General features: G+C 37.8%; 29 protein-coding genes, 2 tRNA genes and 1 rRNA gene. 5 read left to right on the forward strand and 27 right to left on the reverse strand.

All coding sequences use genetic code 11. The features are described from left to right. Positions 1-22 precede the first annotated feature (22 nt). The 3 genes from MOB98_RS18890 to MOB98_RS18900 form a co-directional block, all read right to left on the reverse strand. Positions 23-481 (reverse strand): hypothetical protein, encoded by a 459-nt coding sequence (locus MOB98_RS18890; protein WP_186453331.1) that lies wholly within the window; start codon positions 479-481, stop codon positions 23-25. 67 nt (positions 482-548) lie between these two features. After that, complete coding sequence (locus MOB98_RS18895; protein ID WP_268361527.1) at positions 549-893, reverse strand: structural protein; 345 nt, start codon at positions 891-893, stop codon at positions 549-551. Between the two features lie 94 nt (positions 894-987). After that, the gene (locus MOB98_RS18900; protein ID WP_268361526.1) at positions 988-1,155 is read right to left on the reverse strand and encodes a hypothetical protein; all 168 of its coding nucleotides are present in this window, start codon (positions 1,153-1,155) and stop codon (positions 988-990) included. Between the two features lie 931 nt (positions 1,156-2,086). On the opposite strand from MOB98_RS18900, the gene MOB98_RS18905 reads away from it, so the two are divergent. Further along, complete coding sequence (locus MOB98_RS18905) at positions 2,087-2,707, forward strand: hypothetical protein (protein ID WP_187957584.1); 621 nt, start codon at positions 2,087-2,089, stop codon at positions 2,705-2,707. 277 nt (positions 2,708-2,984) lie between these two features. Here the strand turns inward: MOB98_RS18905 and MOB98_RS18910 are convergent, their stop codons facing one another. From MOB98_RS18910 to MOB98_RS19010, 21 genes are all read right to left on the reverse strand, one after another. Then, positions 2,985-3,368: an ArpU family phage packaging/lysis transcriptional regulator gene (locus MOB98_RS18910; RefSeq protein ID WP_268361523.1), complete on the reverse strand. Its 384-nt coding sequence runs from the start codon at positions 3,366-3,368 to the stop codon at positions 2,985-2,987. An 82-nt stretch (positions 3,369-3,450) separates the two neighbouring features. Continuing rightward, complete coding sequence (locus tag MOB98_RS18915; RefSeq protein ID WP_087992059.1) at positions 3,451-4,614, reverse strand: helix-turn-helix domain-containing protein; 1,164 nt, start codon at positions 4,612-4,614, stop codon at positions 3,451-3,453. A gap of 32 nt (positions 4,615-4,646) precedes the next feature. Then, positions 4,647-5,426: a DUF5986 family protein gene (locus MOB98_RS18920; RefSeq protein WP_019713090.1), complete on the reverse strand. Its 780-nt coding sequence runs from the start codon at positions 5,424-5,426 to the stop codon at positions 4,647-4,649. Positions 5,427-5,503: 77 nt separating this feature from the next. Further along, complete coding sequence (locus tag MOB98_RS18925; protein ID WP_268361521.1) at positions 5,504-5,710, reverse strand: XtrA/YqaO family protein; 207 nt, start codon at positions 5,708-5,710, stop codon at positions 5,504-5,506. A gap of 70 nt (positions 5,711-5,780) precedes the next feature. Further along, complete coding sequence (locus MOB98_RS18930) at positions 5,781-5,969, reverse strand: hypothetical protein (RefSeq protein ID WP_268361518.1); 189 nt, start codon at positions 5,967-5,969, stop codon at positions 5,781-5,783. Between the two features lie 108 nt (positions 5,970-6,077). After that, positions 6,078-6,758, reverse strand: a complete 681-nt coding sequence (locus MOB98_RS18935) for a hypothetical protein (RefSeq protein WP_268361515.1) — start codon at positions 6,756-6,758, stop codon at positions 6,078-6,080. Beyond that, positions 6,740-7,186, reverse strand: a complete 447-nt coding sequence (locus tag MOB98_RS18940) for a RusA family crossover junction endodeoxyribonuclease (protein WP_010330157.1) — start codon at positions 7,184-7,186, stop codon at positions 6,740-6,742. Before MOB98_RS18940 ends, MOB98_RS18935 begins: the two co-directional genes overlap by 19 nt. A 100-nt stretch (positions 7,187-7,286) precedes the next feature. Next, complete coding sequence (fbpA, locus tag MOB98_RS18945) at positions 7,287-7,481, reverse strand: Fur-regulated basic protein FbpA (protein WP_095843404.1); 195 nt, start codon at positions 7,479-7,481, stop codon at positions 7,287-7,289. A 19-nt stretch (positions 7,482-7,500) separates the two neighbouring features. Further along, positions 7,501-8,799 carry a replicative DNA helicase gene (dnaB, locus tag MOB98_RS18950; protein WP_268361512.1) on the reverse strand — a complete coding sequence of 433 codons (1,299 nt, stop codon included), beginning with the start codon at positions 8,797-8,799 and terminating at the stop codon, positions 7,501-7,503. After that, positions 8,774-9,055 (reverse strand): replicative helicase loader/inhibitor, encoded by a 282-nt coding sequence (locus tag MOB98_RS18955; RefSeq protein ID WP_095843402.1) that lies wholly within the window; start codon positions 9,053-9,055, stop codon positions 8,774-8,776. The genes dnaB and MOB98_RS18955 overlap by 26 nt, the downstream gene beginning before the upstream one ends. 17 nt (positions 9,056-9,072) lie before the next feature. Then, complete coding sequence (locus MOB98_RS18960; RefSeq protein ID WP_268361509.1) at positions 9,073-9,714, reverse strand: hypothetical protein; 642 nt, start codon at positions 9,712-9,714, stop codon at positions 9,073-9,075. Between the two features lie 318 nt (positions 9,715-10,032). Then, positions 10,033-10,734, reverse strand: a complete 702-nt coding sequence (locus MOB98_RS18965; protein WP_268361507.1) for an MBL fold metallo-hydrolase — start codon at positions 10,732-10,734, stop codon at positions 10,033-10,035. Then, complete coding sequence (bet, locus tag MOB98_RS18970) at positions 10,731-11,489, reverse strand: phage recombination protein Bet (protein WP_268367119.1); 759 nt, start codon at positions 11,487-11,489, stop codon at positions 10,731-10,733. The genes MOB98_RS18965 and bet overlap by 4 nt, the downstream gene beginning before the upstream one ends. 42 nt (positions 11,490-11,531) lie before the next feature. Then, positions 11,532-13,505, reverse strand: coding sequence for an AAA family ATPase (locus tag MOB98_RS18975; protein ID WP_268363006.1), 1,974 nt, complete (start codon positions 13,503-13,505; stop codon positions 11,532-11,534). After that, the gene (locus MOB98_RS18980; protein WP_103031400.1) at positions 13,502-13,687 is read right to left on the reverse strand and encodes a hypothetical protein; all 186 of its coding nucleotides are present in this window, start codon (positions 13,685-13,687) and stop codon (positions 13,502-13,504) included. Before MOB98_RS18980 ends, MOB98_RS18975 begins: the two co-directional genes overlap by 4 nt. Beyond that, a complete protein-coding gene (locus tag MOB98_RS18985) occupies positions 13,684-14,088 on the reverse strand; it encodes a hypothetical protein (protein WP_268363004.1) in 405 nt (134 codons plus the stop codon). Before MOB98_RS18985 ends, MOB98_RS18980 begins: the two co-directional genes overlap by 4 nt. A gap of 17 nt (positions 14,089-14,105) precedes the next feature. Continuing rightward, a complete protein-coding gene (locus MOB98_RS18990; RefSeq protein WP_014112369.1) occupies positions 14,106-14,270 on the reverse strand; it encodes a hypothetical protein in 165 nt (54 codons plus the stop codon). Beyond that, positions 14,271-14,531: a hypothetical protein gene (locus MOB98_RS18995; protein ID WP_044430518.1), complete on the reverse strand. Its 261-nt coding sequence runs from the start codon at positions 14,529-14,531 to the stop codon at positions 14,271-14,273. Next, complete coding sequence (locus MOB98_RS19000; RefSeq protein ID WP_268363002.1) at positions 14,521-15,054, reverse strand: helix-turn-helix domain-containing protein; 534 nt, start codon at positions 15,052-15,054, stop codon at positions 14,521-14,523. Before MOB98_RS19000 ends, MOB98_RS18995 begins: the two co-directional genes overlap by 11 nt. Positions 15,055-15,118: 64 nt before the next feature. Continuing rightward, on the reverse strand, positions 15,119-15,310 hold the full coding sequence (locus MOB98_RS19005; protein WP_044430522.1) for a helix-turn-helix domain-containing protein: 192 nt from the start codon (positions 15,308-15,310) through the stop codon (positions 15,119-15,121). 12 nt (positions 15,311-15,322) lie between these two features. Continuing rightward, positions 15,323-15,556, reverse strand: a complete 234-nt coding sequence (locus MOB98_RS19010) for a helix-turn-helix domain-containing protein (RefSeq protein ID WP_044430524.1) — start codon at positions 15,554-15,556, stop codon at positions 15,323-15,325. 160 nt (positions 15,557-15,716) lie between these two features. Here MOB98_RS19010 and MOB98_RS19015 point away from each other — a divergent pair, with 160 nt between their 5' ends. The 4 genes from MOB98_RS19015 to MOB98_RS19030 all read left to right on the forward strand — a co-directional run bounded on the left by MOB98_RS19015 (position 15,717) and on the right by MOB98_RS19030 (position 18,666). Beyond that, positions 15,717-16,046: a helix-turn-helix domain-containing protein gene (locus MOB98_RS19015; RefSeq protein ID WP_268367120.1), complete on the forward strand. Its 330-nt coding sequence runs from the start codon at positions 15,717-15,719 to the stop codon at positions 16,044-16,046. Positions 16,047-16,276: 230 nt separating this feature from the next. Then, a complete protein-coding gene (locus tag MOB98_RS19020) occupies positions 16,277-16,882 on the forward strand; it encodes a hypothetical protein (protein ID WP_268362233.1) in 606 nt (201 codons plus the stop codon). A gap of 79 nt (positions 16,883-16,961) precedes the next feature. Then, a complete protein-coding gene (locus MOB98_RS19025) occupies positions 16,962-17,495 on the forward strand; it encodes an ImmA/IrrE family metallo-endopeptidase (RefSeq protein WP_268362235.1) in 534 nt (177 codons plus the stop codon). Beyond that, the gene (locus MOB98_RS19030; RefSeq protein ID WP_268362237.1) at positions 17,482-18,666 is read left to right on the forward strand and encodes a tyrosine-type recombinase/integrase; all 1,185 of its coding nucleotides are present in this window, start codon (positions 17,482-17,484) and stop codon (positions 18,664-18,666) included. Before MOB98_RS19025 ends, MOB98_RS19030 begins: the two co-directional genes overlap by 14 nt. Before the next feature lie 106 nt (positions 18,667-18,772). Here the strand turns inward: MOB98_RS19030 and MOB98_RS19035 are convergent. From MOB98_RS19035 to rrf, 3 genes are all read right to left on the reverse strand, one after another. Further along, a tRNA-Thr gene (locus MOB98_RS19035) sits at positions 18,773-18,845 on the reverse strand. 2 nt (positions 18,846-18,847) lie between these two features. Beyond that, positions 18,848-18,922: transfer RNA gene (locus tag MOB98_RS19040), tRNA-Asn, on the reverse strand. Between the two features lie 44 nt (positions 18,923-18,966). Then, positions 18,967-19,079 (reverse strand): 5S ribosomal RNA (gene rrf, locus MOB98_RS19045); the annotation flags it as partial.

The following is a 19,079-nucleotide window of genomic DNA, read 5'->3' on the forward strand; positions in this document are numbered from 1 at the left end:
CAATAAGGTGTCTGGTGCTTGTTTATACTCTTCTTCTAAAATGTCTTTTATCTGGCATTTCATCTAAACACTCTTGTAATAATCTTTTATAACCGCTTAATTTTGATAATCTCCTTGATTCCCAAAATGATAGCGCAAACCAAATCGCTACGGCAGTATAAAAAACCCATATGATAATTTCAGAAGCTAAACTTTCTTCTGCAAGACCAAGAACATAATTTAATGTACCGCCTAAAATAAAAGAAAGAATTGCAAAAAAAGCTGTAGTAAAGTGACTTAAAGCTTTTTTATTATCGATCATATCTTCCAACCTGCCCAGGAGCATTTGAATTTGCTTTCTATCATGACGTTTTTTGATTTCTTCTCTAAATGTAATTTGATCAGAGAAGCTTTTTTTATGTATGTTCTTTTCAACTCGTTGCAAATAAATTTCTGCGTCTTTAATATCACCAAATTTAATTATTTGGTTGGTTTCGTTCATAAATAATCACCTCCTAAACTTATATCGGAGGTGATTTTTCAATATTTAGGAATTCATGATAGTGTGTTTATTTAATATAAAACTCGTGAGTATAGAATGTGCCTTCTGTTTTGACATAATCGCCTTTAAAATCGTAGCGATAAGCCTCTACTTTAAAGCGGTATGTGCCTTTTTTGTTCTCAAACATTTCCTTAATACCCCATTCATCATAAGCCTTCTGATCCGGCTTGAGTGGGTTTGGAGAATTCGCGTCAAGAGTCTTCCACTTCCCGCTCTCCTTCCGCTGAAGAATAAGGTTAGGACCTGCCATATAGTCATTGTCATTTTTGACTGCAACTTTAACGATCTTGTCCTCTCCTAAAATGTGATTCTGTTTTGTTGGATTGGCGCTTACTCCCTTTAATGAAGCCATTCCGATTTCCTCCCTTGTTTTGTTTTTGTGCTCCTATCCCTCTCCAAAGCACCGGCAGCCATACTCCCGATACATGACGGCTGTTCCCATCATTTCACTTTCTCCGGATCCGGCCGCCTACACGTCTGAAGGTGTCACGTTTCGTTCCCATTATTTCTTCCCAATCCCGCCTCGTCAAAGGTTCTTCTACCTTTGTTGAGCGACTTAACACTTTTTTAAGCTCTTGTTTCGTGTCAGCTGATAAAACGTCTCTCATCTTCATCTTTCATTTCTCCTTGCCGAATAAGCACCGCCTTACGCTATTCGCTTTTATTTATTTGTGGCCCGCCGATTTTCCCCAGGAGGTTAGCAAAGAAAATGGAGAGCCGTTTAAGACTTTCCTTGCAAGCGGGATCTCACCGCTTGCGTTCCCCGTGACTATCGCGCGCAATACTGCATAGACTCCAGCCGCTCCTCCTGTGAAGCTAACGACCTTCATAGTCATTCGATACATCCGAGTGCACACTTGATAAAGGAAAGGTGCGTCTCCTGATTTGGCCCATAAAAAAACGGCCACTAATCAGCTGTACAAATTCCCATGTACAAAAGATCAGCGTCCGTAGGTATCTCCTTTTTGGACCGTTATTCACGTTCGTTTTCTTGTCTCTATCGTATGACAAAACGCAATTGAAAAAAGTACCCATTTTATCCCCCATTTTGTCTGCTTTTTGTCGGCTTTTTGTCGAATTTTTCGTGTGAAACAAATCGATATCTGCCACAAAAAAACAGGTTCTTCTAAAGTTACACCACATTAAAGTTTTATAAATTTCTAAATGACAAAGGCATCACAATTAGGTCAGTGAAATGGATGGAACAAAAAAAGCAGGCCCTATAGGCCTGCTTATTCTGATTTAGATTTCTTTTGATTTAATTTTACAAACCCCATGAACACTATGTATATAACCACAATAATAATATATAAAGGTTCATTTTTTATAACAATATTATTTAAGATTATAACTAGAAACATGAGTAAAGTCGTTATCCACCATATAGACTCATATTTTTTTTGACTCACATTAAATCCCCTCACTATTCTATAGAGAAATATTCATTTTTCAAAATCAATTATTACACATTTTTTTCTATGGAATCAAGTGGTAAAAAGGTGTATAATATACAAGTATGATAATTTAAGTTAAAAGGAGGATAATATGAACTTTATTCTTAAGTACAAAAGTAATATCATTTTAACAGTTGTTTCAATATTTTTATTTTCTATCCTTGGAACAACAGCAGTTGAAGCAGTAGAACCAAAAGACGACTCGTTGGTTCGAGATTCTAGCCTCGAAAAAGAATTTCCAAATTTATTGTCTAATCAAAAAGCATTATATGCAATTGAGGACATACCTGAGTCAGTAATTAACCAAGGTTCTGAAGCTATTTTAGATTGGTTCAGAAACAATATTGATGACAAAACAATAGTCAAGGATCTTAACGCCGCAGTTGCTCGGACTGAACAATCGGACACGCAGTTCACAACTCTAGGAGTTATTTCTTGTACGGCTGCCGTGGGAGCCGCAATTGCAGGGATGGTTTTTTATCCTGCAAAACTTCTTAAAGTCAAAAAAGGATTAAAAGCCTTAGGTGGAGCAAAAACCTTTGTTACTAAAACATATCAATATTATAACTATTATAAGAAAAAATATAGAAGCAAAAGAACTGCTTGGGATAAAGCAGTCGCCAAAGCAGCAAAGAAAGCAGGTCCTCAAGTGAAAGATGCAATAATGGACTTCTTTGGTCTTACAGCAATTGTTGGCGCTTGTATTGAATAGCTCCAATAAAAAAAGCAGGTACAAATGCCTGCTTTTTTTATATGATTTTTGATACTTAGATGGCACAAAGCCCCTGCATCAATATTCTATTAGTACCCTCTTCATTTTCTTCCTCCTCAAGACTTGTATACTGTCTTTCACTTTCCACATGGATCGAGATTATGTTCTATGTTAACTTCTTTCAAACTCCCTTTGTTACCTCAACAACATTACTCTAATCAACTCCTAAATGATTTTATAGAACTGCTGGGCATATATAAAGAATTAAAAACAGCCCTCAGATTATTCCGAGCGCTGTCGCGATGTTGTATATAGCTTGTCTTTTCACCTGATAGAACTTATCTCTTTTGAGACCCAGCTCAATCATGATTTCAAGATCCTTTATTTTTTCTGGAGATAAGTATTTCTTTTCTATAATGCTGTATTCATCTTGATCAAGGCAGTGCTTTAGCGCCCTATCCATCTGCTTGACCTTTAGCTCATTATATTCGGTGCTTTTCCGCAGCTGCGGGAATAACCCAATGACTCCCTTTTTCTTTTGCTCTCTCCTATTTTCCGCTTGAATCTTTAGTGATCTATATGTCTTAAGCTCTTTAATAACTGTGTTACGCACTTCTTTTTCATTAACTTCTGGAATTAATGATAATTGTTTAACCAACAATTTAATCCCCCCTATTTCAAATAAAAGACACCAATCAAATACAAATTGTATTTGGTTGGTGTCCGGGTATCTCCTCAAGACTTTAAGCTTTATTTTTTAGATCTTCAATACTAATTATACGTACGTTCTCAGTTTCAGTTTTTAGATATCCTTTTTCCAAACCTAAAAGGAGCTCAACCTCTTCTCTAAGCAAACTTAACTCATAATCTTTAGAGAGTTTTTGCAAAAATTCTTTACCATCTAAAACATCATTTTCAATCAGAAGTTCAACTGCTTGCCTAATAGCAACTGGTTCTTCCAAATTCTTAGTATCATCAAAAGGCTCATTTACCCTCCAATTATTTCGGCTTATTTGCCTCTGTAAATATTGATATTGATTAGGAGTTATTACGCCTAATCTATGAGCTCTTACTATCATTGCACTAATTGAAACACGCCATTTTTTCTTTAAGTGTTTATAATAATTAAGGTCAGTTCGATGCAGTGAAACATCTTTAGAAAATGCATCCTTGGGTAATAAGAAAGCAGAAGCAAATTCGTTAGCTTCTTCCTCTATTTTCTTGAACTCCTCTTTAGATATTTCGTCGGTGTTCAATTCTGGATCATGTAAAACTTTATGCGCCAATTCATGAGCTGCAGTAAACTGTCTTCGATAAAATGATCTCTTATCACTACCTAATACAATTGTGTAATATTCCTTATCTCCAATAATTTGATTACTGCCAAAAGCATCAATACTGTTAATGCTCGTGTTAATTGACGTAACAACAAACCCATTTTCTTCGAGTAACCCTACCATATTACTTATTGGTTCACTACCAAGTCCCCAATGCTCTCTCACTTTCATTGCAACTTCTTCTATATCTAAAGGTACATGATAGTCGAATTGAGGTAAATTAAGAGCTGGAAAGTCAATATATTCTTCCATAAAATGACGTATTACAGTGAGATATTTCACTCGATCATTTTGCATTTCTCTCTCTTTTTTTCCAGTGGATAGTAGTGATTTAAAATATGTGTTCCCAGTCTTAACATCAATGCCTTCTTGATAAAAATAATCTTTCGGAAACTTTAATACATCAATTAATTTAAGTACACTCTCGAAAGGAGGTGATGATTTTCCATTTTCATATTTTGAGATCATTTGTTTACTAACACCTAATTTATCCGCTAAATCAGTAATAGTTAATCCTCTGTATATTCTCCCTTCCCTTAATCTATTTCCGTTAAATTTAGTATTTATCATGATATTATACCCTCCACTTTAACAGGAAAGTATCAACTATCCTTTTTGTGATTTTTCTTGTTGTTTTTAAGATTAGGTAACTTTTTCTTGTCCTGAATTTTCTTTTGAATTTCTGGCTTTAATACTGGAATAGTTTTATTAATATTATCCGTTCCATTTTTAGAGTTATTAACTTGTTCATCAACTTTAGATTCTTCATAAGAAGGATTTATGAAGGCACTCCAATCTTCTTTATAAACCAATCTAAAATCGGAGGAAAACAAGTTAGCTTCTACCTTCACAGCTTTCCCCTTTTCTTCTTTTAAAGTCACGAAAATTACCTGATCAATCTCCGTATAATTTTCACCCAACATCTGTATAGCCTCAAATTTACGTTTTTCATTATAATCTTCAATGCCTGAATTAAACAGTGTTTCCTGTACACATTCCCCTGAAACATGGTACTGATCATCAAATTTCATATTTTTTAACAACAAAGCATGAAAATAATGAATTTTACTTTTCCCAAAATTCTTCCGAACTCTTTCTAGATTGCTTTCTTTAGTGTATATGTAAAGAGTACGGTTTTTTAAGCTCATTGCAAATCCCCAAAATCTTCTATTCGAAATCAAAGTCCTTGTGTCACTTTTTTCATCTTCAAGGGCTTGAATACGATTAAATCTTATATCCCATCCACTCATACCTCTAGAATTAAAAGTTGCTTTATAACCCATAAATTCTTTCAAATCTTGGAGAGATGTATTAACGGGGTCTGAAAAAGCCCTAACCAAATTAGATTTAAACTCTGTTTCTCCCAAATCATATTTTCGCATCCCAAAATCCCCTGCCTCTTTTTAAAAATAAACTTCATTTACGTTTATTATAAAAAAAGTCAACCTAAAATGCAATATCAGGGAAGTTTATAACCATAATCAAAGTTAATTCTCGAAAATTTACCCTCTGTTGTCTGAACACTCGTTTTCCCATATTCTGGTGTACTTGATATATGTGCTGAACCATTCCAGCCGTCAAGAATAACTAGCTTTATTTTGTTTCGTTCAATCAAGTCTCCAACGGAAAGTTGGTGTATGTTTTCAAGTTCAATAGGTCGGTTCATTTTGCAGCACTCCCCGTGTTATAATTAATTGTCGAGATTAACTAAACCGGGGCCTTGTGCTGCGGTTTTTTTATATATCCTCGTCCTCTTCTTCCCAAGCCATCTTGAACGCCGATTCTAAAAATTCCAATCGCTTTTCAAGTTCTTCATCTGTCATCTTAGAAAGATCCGGTCCGTGTCCTGGAACCATCCTGAAATCTTCCGTAAGACGTTTTATAAGATACTCTCTCCTTGAGACCACCAATAATCCTCCATCCATTTTTAAGCCGCTGGAGCAGCTCGTATTTTCTTAAAGGCTCATAGAGGTGGACTGCTCGTCCATCCTCCATGCGGAACAGCAAATACCAACGCCGCTGCCTTTTAACCATTAAGCCGCTCCGTGTTCGCCCTCATCCTGGCTGTCTTGTTCATCATCCTTGGGTGACGGATCATCTTCATTGTTTTGATCTAACAGAACAGGAGGCATAGGTTCTGCTTCTGCAGCTTGATCTTGTTTCCAATCCCACCAAGCTTCAGCGAGTGGAGCAATTTCTTTTCTGTACTCGTTAATGAGGTCTATAGTGGCACTTGGGGACATTCCAAGCTCATCTGCTAGCCTGCGGTATGATTCTCCCTCAATACGGCGTTTTGCAATTTCTGCAATCTTTTCAGAAAAACCATCACGAATTGGAGGCGTGCCTTCAGTGATGAAAGAATCAACAATTTCCCTATCTATCTCCATTGGTTTTTCTTCAATTCTTGGTTTTTCTTCAGGGAGCCCCAACTCTGCCTCAAGTTGTTCGGGTTCAGGATCCGCAACATTAACAATTCCTCTTTGATCAACCGTGTAATTTGTAATTGGTTTCTCGGTTTTCGCATTTATTTCTAAGACATATTGAACTGTTTCAGATTCCAGCTGAGCTTGTACTTCTTTATCAATCATTTCAGAAAGGCGTGAAATTCTAGACCCTCCTAATTCTTTTGTGCTGACCTCCAAAACGATTTCAGTAATACCTTTTGGCTTCATATTCACCTTTTTAACGAGAGATTTTAGATTAATGAAAGACATAACTGCTCCTCCTCTTGTGATAGTGGCTTTACTTGTATTTCGATTCTTGGATTTTGGCTATAATACTTACTGACATGAAGGTCTACAATTTGGCTGTCATCATGCCAGATGACTTTATTTAGTCCGTCCTTAATGCCCTTAATATAGTTATCAACATCTGGCTTTTTGCTCGGCCTCAACAACCCTTGTTCTGCTTCAGCAACTTTTTTCTTACTGAAGCTTTTCAGAGTGGATTTATAAACCCTTACTGACAATTCAAGTGGTCCTTCTAGCAATTTAGATGGTCGATAATCTGAAGCAGCCAGCTTTACATATTGCTTAAAGTCTCTTGATTTCTTTGGATCATATAGCCTGGTCATCCCATTAACCGTGGTGGCTCTCGGTCTCCCTTGGGCTACTGGCTCACCGTAAACTGTAAAACTAATCAATGCTGTTACCTCCCGTCAGCTATCTCCAGCTGCTCAATTTCCGTCATGATTAAATCTGCGTTCATGATAATGAATGATAAGGAGTGGAGAACGCCGATCATCAATCTCCCTCCTCGAAGGACATTTCACGGCCAAACTTGCATTTAACGTTAATATGTAGCCGCTCCAGATCCAGTAAAGATAGTTCGTCCAGCTCCCGTCCGTCCTCCGATTCATATTGGCCATACTTTATAAGTTCATTCGTTAAAAATTCACGCCGCTCTTCTGAGGTAGTCTGTATTACATCTGAAGGCATTTCATGTACTCCTCTCTTTTTATGCAAGCTTCGCTTCCATTTGTTGATTAAGATTTATAAATCGTCCAAATTCCTTTACGAAGGTTGCCTGAATTGTTCCCGTAGGGCCGTTCCTTTGTTTAGCGATATCGATTTCAACTATATTTCTCAATTCACTTTGTTTGTTGTAATATTCATCGCGATATAAGAAAGAAATAATGTCAGCATCCTGTTCTATGCTGCCCGACTCTCTTAAATCAGACATCATGGGGCGTTTATCTTGTCGCTGTTCAACAGCACGAGATAATTGAGACAAAAGAATTATTGGGAGTTTAAAACTTAAGGCCATTTCTTTCAGTTCTCGGGTAATGGCCCCTACTTCTAAATCCTTTCTTTCAAATCTCCCGACAGTCCTAACAAGTTGTAAATAATCAATGATCACCAAATGCTTTTTATCTGGGTTTTCTTTTTTTGTTTGTCGGATTTTAGACCTTATATAAGCTAAAGTTTGAGAAGGTTGATCGTGAATATTAATATCCCATTTTTCATATACACCAATGGCAGTAGTTACATTCTCATAATCTTTAGCACTAAAGAATTTTCTAGGGTTCTTCCACTTGGCCCCGTTAACTGAACCGATATTACTCAACAAACGGCGTGTCAATTGTTTATCAGGCATTTCAAGAGAGAATATATCTGTAACTCCTCCAGCCTCACAATTCGCTTTTCCAAGACTTAGAGCAAAGGCCGTCTTTCCCATTGAAGGACGAGCTGCTAACACTATGAGATCACCATCTTGCCAGCCTCCAGTCATTGCATTCAGATCGTGCAATCCAGTTGGGATTCCGGTAATGTCTCCTTTTTCCTCGTGCATGTCGTTATATATTTCTAAAAGCACGTCTTGCTTGGTTCTAACTTTTTCAATGCCAAAGTCTTGAAGCTCAGAAGAACGCTTATATAACCGCTCCATGCCCTCATCTGTAGGCTCGTTTACAAACGAAGCACATTCTTTCTGCATTTCTCTCAACCTATAAGCTTCAAGGATCATCGTTTGATAGTGCAGAAAACTAGCTGTGCTTGCAATTGCACCAGCTAACTCAATCAAATAACCAGTTCCCCCAACTTCTTCAATAGCGTTTCCAAGTTGAGTTGTAACAGAAACTATATCAACAGGGATACCGGCTTGATCTGCTTCTTTCATTGCAGAAAAAATAACACTATGTTTTTTCACTCCGAATTGTTCAGGCTGAAGGGATGTCTCTTTTATCAGATCGCCTTCAACTAAAATACAACCGAGGACCGCTTGTTCCGCTTCAGTGTTTAGGACCGTATTTTGCATTTTGTTCCCACTCTTTCTGTTGCTCTAAAAAACTGTTTTCTTCACGATGCTGAACGTTCACCTCAGCAATTGAGGGAGGGAATGGTTTATTTGCAATATGATCATCAATCTTCGCCTTTACCGCCTCAAACGGCATTTTCAGAAGATGATCCATCCACAGTTCAATACGTTCTTTTCCAACATCTCCGCTTAAATCAAAACGTGTGTATGCTGCAGCAAGCCGTTTTAATAGTGTCATTGCTTCCGTTGTTTTCAAAATAATCATCACCTACCTTAAATGCCGATGCCATTCTCTTTGGCATATGCTTCAAGAGCAGCAAAGCTGTTTTGTTGTACCGATCCGCGCGGCTTAAATTCAGAAACATTAGAAGGCTGTTTTTCGCTTTGTTTAGCAGCCCATCTATCACGAATAATTGGTTCACAGTAAGAAAAAGAATTTATCTTGTCTCCTGGATATTTAGGTTTATATTGATCAAAAATTTCATCTATCCAAGTCAAAACATCGTCGATAGGTATCTCTGCCTCTATGACTCTTTGGATTGCCGCTGTATCTACAGCAGATAAAAATAGAGAGCCTTTTCTAGAAGTGAATTTTTCTTCGATTTTTTGAAAAGAAGTCGAGCCCTCGTCCTTCTGCTGAGGTGCTTTTGGCTTTTCTTTAGCCTTATTTTCATATGTAGGCTCTTCAGCAGCACCTTGGAATTTTGAATAATTTAATACAGTCCAAAGCATTCCGTATTCAGTTTCCTCTGCAGTAATCATTCCTTTTGCCTGAAGCCTTTCAGCTGCAGCTTTGACTGCGGCTCTTGTGAATTTTGTTAAACCTCTGCCCTTTTTAATCGCTAAGTCATCACATAGTTTTGAATATGAGCGGATATACTGGCCTTTTTTTAACTCATAATCATTAATCTTCATACCGTCCTGAAACGCAGCTTTGGCAATTAAGAAAGTGAACAACCTAAAGCCGACATTATCTGTAAAGATCTCATGATCGACCATTGACTTATATAGCCTCACCCATCCAGCCAAGGGCCTCGCCTCCTTTCCATCGCTATTTCTTTCTGCAGATAGCTTTTAACCCTTTTATTGTCACAAGAGTAAGATTGGGTTCATATTTTCGAAAATACGTTGAAACGTACATTAATAGAGTGTCCTTACGCATATCTGGGACCACTGTCTTGGCCAATGACACATAACAATAAGGGTAAGGAACCGCAATTAAGTCATTGTCAGTCATGGTATATAAACAACCTTTCCAGTCAATTTCATGATGTCTTCTTTAAAAAGCTCCTCGTCGCTGTTTGATTCAGAAAGATGCAGCAGCCAAATTTCCTGAACCCTGCTCAAGTCATTTGCCTTCAAAAACTCTTTTACGTTTTCTAAACTGAAGTGCGACTGTAGGAGTCGTCTTTTCATAAATGGCGGTGTACGGCCGCTTTCGATGTTTTCGTTCAGTATTTCATTCGAGTAATTGCATTCCACCATAATGTGAGTGAGTCCTGGAAACTTGTATTTGATGTAATAGGTATCAGTGGCAAACAGAAGCTTGTCACCGTCCTCATTAGCCAACAGGAAACCATACGATTCCGCCACATCGTGCTGCACGTCAAAGGGCATAATAGACCAAGAACCAACTTTAAACGGCTGTTTAGCGCGCACAGGCTTTATCCTGTGATGAGAAATGCCAATTGCTCCGGCCGTCCCAGGAGACATGTAACAATCAATGCCGGCTTTCAGAACATCCTTAATTGCTTTGCAGTGATCCCCATGCTCATGAGAAACAAGGCAGCCAGCGAATTGAGACATTTTATACTGGAACCCCTTCTGCATTTGTTTAAAGTTGATGCCACATTCCAAAAGAAGTGGGGTCTTACCATCGGTGACCCGATAGCAATTCCCCTTACTGCTCGATGACAGGGCTTCAATCTCAATCAAAAGTCTGGCCCGCTTTCAAAAATTGAAGGCTTGTCTTGGCTTTCTCTTTTTATTGGCTGAGGTTCAGGCTGTCCTGCTTGTGTTGTTTCTGGTTCTGGTTCGAGAATCGGATTTACATCAATAATCTCTGTATTTGCATTCTCATTTACTTCACGCCGTACTCTATCTTCAGCTGGGATGTCATCATTAGCCTGCTCCTCTTCCTCTGTGTATAGGTTGCCTAGGCTATTTGGAAAAGCTTCTCGTAAGGCGTTTACTATTGCTGTTTTTCGAATCATATTCAAAGGCATTGACTTCCACGTGGACTGTCCTTTGCTAAATTCTTCTAAGCTAATACGCACTGATATTGGTTGCTGTCTATCCGCACGGTAAACTTCTGCCCATCCACCAATTAGTTTGTCGTTAGAAAGCTTGATTGCGCCTTCCAAATCAACCATTTTGCCTTCACGCTCAACGATAATTCCAGCCTTAAAGCCTTGAAATTGCTCGTTATTCTCTGCGCGTTTCATAAACGCTTCTTTCCCAACTATCATTTGAGCTGGCGATCCTTTAAATTTCACTAGGTAAGCTTCATTTAAAAATGGATTGAGTTTTTGATACTTGCAAAGATTTATAAACATTGCCGCTTCTTGATCAGTTACATCAGAGTTTCCACGAACTAAAAAATTCTTTACTGTTTTTCCTGTAAGCTTGACGGGTTCACCGTGTACTGAAAACTCAACGGACTTAGTCATTAATTCATTTTGTTCGCTCATTTGAATCCTCCTTTTTATGTTGAACAATGTAATAGGCTCCCATTAGATTGCCTCCTGAACTAGTTCGTCTTGAAACTCGACACGAAGCTGTTTATCTTTCTCGGAAACAATCAGACTGAGGATCTGTGAATTTGTGTTGATCAATTTCGTCACCGCTTCAGAGTTATCAACGAAAATAGGAGCAGTGAGTCCGTAGTAATCATTAAGGGTATTAATGATGTCTAACCCAACGTTAATACGTGCAGCATTGTTTAAGCCGGACGAATACGGCACACCTTCATAAAGGGTTTCACATGTCTCTTCCAGTCCCCCGTTGATCTGGTCCTTGAAGAGCTTGAAACGAGCATATTTAAACTTACTGTTTATCTTCTCTTCGAGGAGATGCACCTTAGTGCGAACAAATTCTTCAGTCAAAAAGAGTTGATGTTGTAGCTGTTCATATTGTTCTGCTAACTCTTTTTGTTCCTGCTCAAGCTGTCTTACTCGATCATTAGCTTGCCTTGCGTGCTCAATTTTCGCTTGATCTTTTTGAAGCAGCAGAATCTCTTGTTTTTTACTGGTGATATCATCCTTAATCAATTGAACGGCTTGATCTGTGGAAGATTCTAATTGCTGAATTTCCTTCTGGATGGCTTCGATCTCAGCTTGTTTATTTTGATAAATTGGATCCGCTGAAATATCTGATCTATTGCTTTGCACGCCCTCTAATTCTTTTTCAAGTGATAATAAAGTTTCTTCTTCACTCTTATAGGCATCCTGCAAATTAGATATTGCAGCTTCTAATTCCTGAATAGCATCCTCAGACTTTTCTTTTTGACTCTTAACCGACTTGCCTTTTTCATTGATTTCAGCTAAAGCTAGGCTTTTATGAAAATTGAAGTTTTCAATGGCTTGATCAATTTTTTCTTTCGGTAATTCATGGCCGCATGTAGGGCATTCAGTTTGATGTTGATCAAACGTCTCCTCATTCTTGTCGCACCAACTCTGGCGCAGCGACTCGATTTCCGTATTTAATCGATCCAAATTGTCTTTTTCAAGTGATAACTGCCGCTGATTCGATTTAATCTCCATTGAAATTTCATCAATCTTGCTTTTCACAGGATATAGCTGCTCTTTAATCTCATTGATCTTTTTGTATTCTTTTTCCTGATGACCATTTTTGATTTCCTGAAGATCATTCTGCAGCTGGAGAATTACTTTCCTCTTCTCAGAAATAGCTTCACCATTACGAGCTGAACGAAGTTTCTCCTCCAATGACTCAACTTCTTTTTGAAGAAAATTTATCTCGTCATGTAATTCTTGTTCATCTAGACCAGATGTATCTTCGACTGTGCGCTGGACTTCATCGATTCTTACCGGTATTGCATCGAGCTGTTTGTTTATCTCGCGCTGTTTTCCCGCGATCACCTTTCTATGCTCTTCAAGCGAACGTTTATTTAAGACACTTTCCAAGGCAGCCACAGAAGGGTTTTTACTGAATACTTCCTCGGCTGTTACATCGCCGCTAATCTCAAGTAGAATCTTCCGTCTGTCTTGCCATTTCAATTGCTCATTGAAGAATGATGGAGAAGTAATGAGCTTAAATTTATCTTCTTCAATAATTGAGCTGACTCGATCATTAAACTCTTTTTTCTTTGATGGCACTTCGTTAATAAAATAGTCAGTGGTATGTCCAGAGAATACGGCTTCAGCACTACTCCGCTTTCTTGTCCACTTTTCGGAGTACACCTTCTTCAGAGACAATTCAGCTCCATCGATCAAAAACAAGCCACTGACTTCATGATTCAGCCCGCTAATAGGCTTGTTTTCTTTTGTGAGAGTTTTAATCTGAAAATCTTTTTTGTTTTGGCTGTCCTTATCGAATAAGAGCCAAATAAAAGCATCAAACAAAGTTGTTTTTCCTGTTGCATTATCACCGTAGACCTTGACGTTCTCGCCTTGAGTGTCGAGAGTAAACTGTCTAACTCCCTTAAAATTGCGAAGTTCTAATTTGAGCAGTTTAATTTTCTTCTTCATTTCGCTTCACGTCCTTTCTCTGCAGACTTGAGAGAAAGATACTCATTTCGCGCCTCAGCTGTTGGGAAGTGAAAACATGTATTCCCCTTAAGATCAAAAGAAATTGATCCACCAACAGTAACAAGATTAATTTGATCGCGACGACGATCACTAAATGGTTCAGTGTAAATAACCTCATTCATTTGTCAAAGACCTCCAAAGATTTGATTTTTGGAAGGTGATACAGTACACTATCAATACCAAAGTTTGTAACACCTTCTACGGCTCGCTCTGCAAAGCGAGCTTTTTTATTTGGCTTTTTGAAGTAGTTCCTGAACACTATCAGGAATTTTGTGTTCACAATTGCTGCAATAAATTTTGTAAGATCGTTCTTCGACCTTTCCGCAACTAGGGCATTTCCTTGGCGGAATAACCAGGTTAAACACCGAAAATCCTCCTTTCTGATGCTTGTACGCATCGTCAGACCAGAGAGAGGATGGTGGTAAAATAAAGGGGGTTTAGGATGGATAAAAAAGATCTCCCCCTGGCCTGACGACAAGAACAAGCTTGCCGTGCTCAATAAAGAGCGATATAATACTTTCATAACGTTTTATATTTTCCTTAAGCAGTGAGTGTAGGAGCTTGCTGCTTTTTTATATTTTCAATAGCCTTCTTCGCCTCGGCATTCACCAGAAGAATCTGTGCTGGATTCCTCTTTACTTCCCGACAATGATTCACAACCTCAGAAGCTTTCATTAAACGGCTTGCAGATAATACAAATTTCATTTAAATCATCCCCTCTAATTTTTTTTCAAAAAAATCTTTTGACGGTATAACTTCTACAATGCGATCGAAGTCTCGCTTGGATTTTATGTAGTGATCTAGTTGTTTTACAGACTTGCGAAGTTCATTAATCCTTTCGTTCGCCTTTTTTATATCTCCGTTAGCAACATCACTGATCAAAAGCTTTGAGTATTCCTCAATAAAAATTTGTTCTCGTCTTGCTGAATTAGAGTGTTGTTTCAAAACCATGTCCTCAAGAAGCACCTTTGATTAACCCCCTCGTTAAAAGCTTCATTTTATGCTTGCCCCACATCTTCACCCATGAAATTGAGTATTCCTTACATAGAACAACGATTAGCTGAGTTAAAGCTGTTATGACGTCTAAACATTCCTGAATCGATTTCTCAATCATTTTTGTATCTGACAAAGTTTTAGGATTGACTGAAATATGTTCGACTGAATTTTGTAGGGCGTCCAAGGCTTCTGTCATTTGTATCTTGGATTGAACAAGAAGGTTCACCCTGTGCAAATCGGCTGTTTCCCCGTCCAGGATTAAAGGTCCCCACCCTGTATAATCAGAAGCAGCTTCAAGAGCAGGACGCGGATCATTATGTTTCTCAGCAAAATACTGGGCCACCTCCGCCTGAACTTTGTGGCGGCCGCATTCCTGATGAGATACAGATTCACGTGAAAGAAATAATTCATCGTCCATAGATAACTGCTGTTGTGTAAGTTCCGCCTCTTTACGAGCGCTTTTTAGTGCTTTCGGTGCTCTACCAAATTTCACTTTAAACCTCTCCTTTTTCTACCAAATTTTTAACCGTAAATTGGTAAACTTTAGTTAAAAGATATTAAGCAGAATCATCAACACTGTTCTGTTCTAATTGGCTTATCCAAGCATTTAGGGTTTCTGGTCGGAAAAATATTTTCTTTCCAATTCTGAAATGCGGAATTTCCTTATTTCTAACCAAGGAATAAATGGTTTCTTTATGAACCCTCAGTACACTAGCAGCTTCCTGAGGGCTTAATGGTTTGTTGCTCATAATGAAATCCTCCTAAGCACTATTTGTTTCTAAATCAGAAACGTTTTCAGCAAAAAAATCTGTGATTTTGCATTTTAAATGTTGCGCTAAGGTTGGCAATTGCTCTGCTTTAAATGCATAAACACCCTGCTCATACTTTAAATAACTTGAACCAGTTTTAAATCCTAGCTTTATTGCCATATCTCGCTGAGAAATTTTTAATTCGATTCGTCTATTCTTGATAAAAACTAAATCGAGTTTCTGCATATCTTTCACTCCTTTCGTTTCTGTTTCAGAAACTTTGTAACCACATAATACAGTTCTAAAACAGAAATGTCAACAAGTTTTGTTTACAATTTAGAAACTTTTTTTATTTCCATAACGGAAACATGTTATCATTTGTCTTACTTAGAAAGTGGTGAAAACAATGAATATAGGCGATCGGATAGTTTTATTAAGAGAAAGAAAAGGTTGGTCCCAAAGGGAACTAGCCCGCCGTATAGACCTAAATTATGCTGTTATGAACCGTATAGAAAAAGGCACTCGACCTATTACTGATTCAGAAATAATCAAGTTAGCTGAGGTCTTGGATGTCACAACAGACTATCTGTTAAAGGGAAATTCAAACGACTCTCAAATAGATGAACTTTTAAATGATCCTGAAACCCTAATTGCTGGTCGTGATGGAAAAATCACTAAAGAACAAGCAAAAGAACTTTTGGATTATCTTTTGAAAAAAGGGTTCGATGAACAGTAGCAGCTATTCTTTATTCTTAATTCTTTAATTCTTCTTCTGGTAAAACATTTGTTAAACATTTGTTTAATAAAAAGAAACCTAAGTGTTAAATAAAACTTTTTGCACTCTCTGAAAACATAGATATATCAAGGGTTTGTCATGGATGCGTGCTGTAAAACAAACTGTTTAACATTCATTGAGTTAATTGAAAGATTAAGAAAACATAACTGGAGTAAAAAGGGGAACTAAAATTGTTCAAAAAATTGGGGACTTTACTATTAATTACTTCACTGATATTGCTCGCAGCATGCAAAAATAGTGAAGAGTCTTCTACATCATCAAAAGACACAAACAATGCAACTGATACCAACACATCAGAAAGCCAAGACATCTCTACTAATGGACCTGAAAAAGTTGGGGATGTATATGAGATTGATGGCGGTACAGCCAAAGTAATGGCCATCAGCAATAAAGAAGCTACTGCGAAAACTGGCCCGATGCAAGTAACTGTAAAAAAAGTAATTGCCGCTGTGGCCAACGAACAAACACCTTTTATTGAGGTTCAACTAGAAGCAGAAAATACATCAGATAAAGTAGTTTATTTCGGCCCAGATGATGCAAAGTTAGCAACAAGCACTGGGGTACAAATCAATGAGCCGTCTTCTGACGAAAGTGACAAATTTCTTGGAGAGTATGTGGGGAAAGTAAATGATAGTGGATCCGTCTTTTATATTTTTGAAAATGAAGAGGATATAAAAGACTTAGATTCAATTCGGCTAAGAATCTCCCTTCCGGTTGATGAGGACGCCAATGCTTTAGGTGACGATCTAGATTTAAAAATTAACTTAGAGCATTAAAAACAAGCCCTATTTGGGGCTTTTCTTTAGAAAATAAAACCGAACATAAGTTTGCACTTCGTTAGTAGGAGGCTTTACCTTGTATCATTTATCACTTCTTGAGGAAAGAATACAGACAATTTACACCGGAATCGGTATTACAAAGCCTGGTTCATGGGACTTGGAACTAATTGCAGATAGGTTAAAAATAATAGTTCATTACAAAAACCGTTCATCTGTAGCAGTAAAGCTGCTGGGAATGGCTTGCATTATTCTTGATTCGCGATTATCCAAAAAAAAGCAATGGGAAGACTTTTCCCATGAACTGTGCCATCACATAAATCATGTGGGTGTTCAATACAAATTACCCTCACTTTTTAGAGAATTACAGGAGAATCAAGCAAATGCCTTTATGTATCACTTTGCTGTACCTAGCTTTATGCTGAAAAACATCAGATTACCTGCAACCAAGCGGGAATCTATAAGTCTCATATCTGATCTATTTCAAGTTACTTATCCTTTTGCAGAAAAAAGACTAGATATGTACCTTCGTAAGCTATTCAGCTTTAAATATCAATCATTCATGATTCAAAAAAATCAAGAAAGGGAGAAAATCTTATATGCCAACAATTGAAAAAAGAGGCGAAAAGTCATTTCGATTAGTTGTTGATATTGGTACAAAGAGTAAGCGTAAAAGAAAGGTCAAAACAATTAGAATAGAGGATCCTGCTTTATTAAAAACCACTAAAAAGCTGCGCAATTACCTAGAAAGCGAATGGTATAAATTCAAAACAGAAGTTGAAGCCGGCGCTTATATCACACCGCACAAACGCACATTCAATATGTTTATAGAGGATTGGGAGAAAAAATATGCCCTGGATCATCTCGATGATAAAACTCGTGAAACTTATGAATATATTATGGGGAAAGAAATACAGCCTTATTTTGGAGACATGTACTTGGATGAGATTCAGCCGATTCACATATTAAATTTCTTAGAAGAATACCAACGGGAAAATGATGTCTCAACGTCAAGCATTCATGCAAGATATCGAATCATTAGAGATATCTTAGGGCGAGCAGCTGAGTGGAAAATCATAAAAGAAAACCCTGCTGAAAACGTAAAGCGGCCAAAACAAAAGTACAATGAATATGAAATTTATACTGAAGAAGAAATAAAGGAAATCTTTATGCTATTAGATGAACACGCTCCATTAAGGAACAGAGTTATGATTAAATTTGCTTTTACTGGTGGATTTCGTAGAGGTGAACTATTGGCAATCGATGAAACAGACTTATTTTTTGATACTAATGAAGTCAGAATTGATGAGTCTTTACAATATACAAAGAAGAAAGGTTATCGTTTTAAAGATCCTAAAAGTAACTCTTTCCGTAAAGTTACGATGCCACCTGATATAATGCAAGAAGCAGCTATTTTGCTACGAGAGATCAAGAAAAATAAATTACTGTTGGGTGAACTGTGGAGAGGAACAGATAAGCTTTTGTTATTTGGTGGGGATATGGGGCAACCCCAGTATCCTACCTCACCTAATACTTGGTGGCAGAGATTCACTAAGAGGCACAATATTAAGCCAGGACGTCTTCATGATATGAGACACTCACACGCAACAATGTTAATAAATCAAATTGGGAAAGTACCTGGATTAAACATTAAAGCTATTTCTCGGAGGCTTGGACATGCTAACGTCCAAACCACGTTGAATATTTACACTCACGCTAATCGTGAATCAGATATTTTAGTTGCTGATGCAATCAATAATATATTAAAAACGGGGACATTTTAGAGAAATTCTCTAATTTGCCACCCGTATGACACCCACCTATTTTAGACAAAAAAAATAACAGTTCCATATTTCGCGGAAACTGCATAAGATCAACGTATTTTAGATAAGCTTCCAAGCGGGCTCGAACCGCTGACCTCTTCCTTACCATGGAAGTGCTCTACCTGCTGAGCTATGGAAGCAATGGCTCCGCAGGTAGGATTCGAACCTACGACCGATCGGTTAACAGCCGATAGCTCTACCACTGAGCTACTGCGGAATAATATAAGCTTCATAAACAAACATGGTAGAAATAATAAAACTGCTTGGCGGCGTCCTACTCTCACAGGGGGAAACCCCCGACTACCATCGGCGCTGAAGAGCTTAACTTCCGTGTTCGGCATGGGAACGGGTGTGACCTCTTCGCTATCGCCACC

The sequence above is a fragment of the Bacillus sp. N13C7 genome, from assembly GCF_026790065.1.
Taxonomy (GTDB): Bacteria; Bacillota; Bacilli; order Bacillales; family Bacillaceae; genus Bacillus.

Bases quoted from the DNA above. Each gene is read 5' to 3' on its own strand.
- MOB98_RS18990 (WP_014112369.1), bottom strand. From the start codon at position 14,270: ATGAAATTTGTATTATCTGCAAGCCGTTTAATGAAAGCTTCTGAGGTT.
- bet (WP_268367119.1), bottom strand. From the start codon at position 11,489: ATGAGCGAACAAAATGAATTAATGACTAAGTCCGTTGAGTTTTCAGTA.
- MOB98_RS18925 (WP_268361521.1), bottom strand. From the start codon at position 5,710: ATGAACCGACCTATTGAACTTGAAAACATACACCAACTTTCCGTTGGA.
- MOB98_RS18975 (WP_268363006.1), bottom strand. From the start codon at position 13,505: ATGAAGAAGAAAATTAAACTGCTCAAATTAGAACTTCGCAATTTTAAG.
- MOB98_RS19030 (WP_268362237.1), top strand. From the start codon at position 17,482: ATGCCAACAATTGAAAAAAGAGGCGAAAAGTCATTTCGATTAGTTGTT.
- fbpA (WP_095843404.1), bottom strand. From the start codon at position 7,481: ATGCCTTCAGATGTAATACAGACTACCTCAGAAGAGCGGCGTGAATTT.
- MOB98_RS18980 (WP_103031400.1), bottom strand. From the start codon at position 13,687: ATGAATGAGGTTATTTACACTGAACCATTTAGTGATCGTCGTCGCGAT.
- MOB98_RS19010 (WP_044430524.1), bottom strand. From the start codon at position 15,556: ATGCAGAAACTCGATTTAGTTTTTATCAAGAATAGACGAATCGAATTA.
- MOB98_RS18905 (WP_187957584.1), top strand. From the start codon at position 2,087: ATGAACTTTATTCTTAAGTACAAAAGTAATATCATTTTAACAGTTGTT.
- MOB98_RS18890 (WP_186453331.1), bottom strand. From the start codon at position 481: ATGAACGAAACCAACCAAATAATTAAATTTGGTGATATTAAAGACGCA.
- MOB98_RS19015 (WP_268367120.1), top strand. From the start codon at position 15,717: ATGAATATAGGCGATCGGATAGTTTTATTAAGAGAAAGAAAAGGTTGG.
- MOB98_RS18930 (WP_268361518.1), bottom strand. From the start codon at position 5,969: ATGGATGGAGGATTATTGGTGGTCTCAAGGAGAGAGTATCTTATAAAA.
- MOB98_RS18935 (WP_268361515.1), bottom strand. From the start codon at position 6,758: ATGTCTTTCATTAATCTAAAATCTCTCGTTAAAAAGGTGAATATGAAG.
- MOB98_RS18900 (WP_268361526.1), bottom strand. From the start codon at position 1,155: ATGAAGATGAGAGACGTTTTATCAGCTGACACGAAACAAGAGCTTAAA.
- MOB98_RS18920 (WP_019713090.1), bottom strand. From the start codon at position 5,426: ATGCGAAAATATGATTTGGGAGAAACAGAGTTTAAATCTAATTTGGTT.
- MOB98_RS18960 (WP_268361509.1), bottom strand. From the start codon at position 9,714: ATGAAGATTAATGATTATGAGTTAAAAAAAGGCCAGTATATCCGCTCA.
- MOB98_RS19005 (WP_044430522.1), bottom strand. From the start codon at position 15,310: ATGAGCAACAAACCATTAAGCCCTCAGGAAGCTGCTAGTGTACTGAGG.
- MOB98_RS18915 (WP_087992059.1), bottom strand. From the start codon at position 4,614: ATGATAAATACTAAATTTAACGGAAATAGATTAAGGGAAGGGAGAATA.
- dnaB (WP_268361512.1), bottom strand. From the start codon at position 8,799: ATGCAAAATACGGTCCTAAACACTGAAGCGGAACAAGCGGTCCTCGGT.
- MOB98_RS18895 (WP_268361527.1), bottom strand. From the start codon at position 893: ATGGCTTCATTAAAGGGAGTAAGCGCCAATCCAACAAAACAGAATCAC.
- MOB98_RS18985 (WP_268363004.1), bottom strand. From the start codon at position 14,088: ATGAAAGTATTATATCGCTCTTTATTGAGCACGGCAAGCTTGTTCTTG.